The following is a 1401-nucleotide window of genomic DNA, read 5'->3' on the forward strand; positions in this document are numbered from 1 at the left end:
AGGCTGATCGCCGCCTGAGCATGGAACTCGGCAGGGCCTACGCGACCACCAGAACAGCTACAAGCGCCAGGCTCTTGGCGGCCGGAACAGGAAAACTTCCCGGCGGAGCGACTATTTCAGCGACCTGTTACGCTTGTCCGTCCATCATGAATTGACGAACATTTAGTGAACATTTATTTTCGCCGCCATGGCAAGAACCCTTCAGGACAAGCTGGCGATCCTTTCCGACGCGGCAAAATACGATGCTTCCTGCGCCTCATCGGGAGGTGAAAAGCGCGATTCCCGCGCGGGTGGCATCGGGTCTTCCGGTGGGGCTGGCATTTGCCATGCCTATACGCCGGACGGTCGCTGCATCAGCCTGCTCAAGATCCTGATGACCAATTTCTGCATCTTCGACTGCGCCTATTGCATCAATCGGGTATCTTCGAATGTCGAGCGCGCGCGCTTCACGGTCGAGGAGGTCGTGACGCTGACCCTGGAATTCTATCGGCGAAACTACATCGAGGGTCTGTTCCTGTCGTCCGGAATCATCCGCTCGCCCGATCAGACCATGGCAGATATGGCGCGGATCGCGCGGGTGCTGCGGCAGGATCACGGGTTCAAAGGGTATATCCACCTCAAGACCATTCCGGATGCCAGCCCCGATCTGATCCGCGAGGCCGGGCTTTACGCTGACCGCCTCTCGATCAATGTCGAACTGCCCGCCGATGCAAGCGTGCGCAAATTCGCCCCGGAAAAGCGCCCCGAGACCATCCGTTCCGCCATGGCGCAGGTCCGGCTGGAGGGCGAGGCCGCCAAGGACAAAACCCATACCGGCAAGCGCCCGCCGCGCTTTGCGCCCGCGGGCCAGTCGACGCAGATGATCATCGGCGCTGATGGCACGGATGATGTGACAATCCTGAAAAGCTCGACCCGGCTTTACACGGGTTACAAGCTGCGCCGCGTCTATTACTCGGCATTTTCGCCGATCCCGGATGCGTCCAGTGCCTTGCCGCTGGTGCAGCCGCCCTTGCTGCGCGAACACCGGCTCTATCAGGCGGACTGGCTGCTGCGCTTTTACGGCTTCAGCGCCGAAGAGATCGCCACCGGCGCAACGGCGGGGCATCTCGATCTCGAGATCGACCCGAAGCTGGCCTGGGCCTTGCAGCACCGGGGGCTGTTCCCGCTGGATGTGAATCGGGCCAGCAAGGACATGCTGCTGCGAGTGCCGGGCTTCGGCACCCGCACCGTCGAGCGGATCCTCGCGGCCCGCCGGACGCGGCCGCTGCGCTATGAGTGTTGAATCTCACGCGGAACTGAGCCGGTTTTGTCACCGAGAAGTGAGCCACCTCTGATTATGGATTTTGGTTCAAGCTGGGGTCAAGGTTGGGTGTGTCTCCTTCTTTTTTCTTACTGCAGCTG

1 protein-coding gene is annotated in these 1401 nt (G+C 61.0%); it reads left to right on the forward strand.

The genetic code is table 11. The annotated features are described in order from the left end of the window. Nucleotides 1-187 precede the first annotated feature (187 nt). Entirely contained in the window at nt 188-1282 is a 1095-nt protein-coding gene (locus HOY34_RS21745; RefSeq protein ID WP_172366758.1) for a putative DNA modification/repair radical SAM protein, read from the forward strand. Nucleotides 1283-1401 lie beyond the last annotated feature (119 nt).

The organism is Pseudogemmobacter hezensis (genome assembly GCF_013155295.1).
Lineage (GTDB): Bacteria > Pseudomonadota > Alphaproteobacteria > Rhodobacterales > Rhodobacteraceae > Pseudogemmobacter > Pseudogemmobacter hezensis.

Bases quoted from the DNA above. Each gene is read 5' to 3' on its own strand.
- HOY34_RS21745 (WP_172366758.1), top strand. From the start codon at position 188: ATGGCAAGAACCCTTCAGGACAAGCTGGCGATCCTTTCCGACGCGGCA.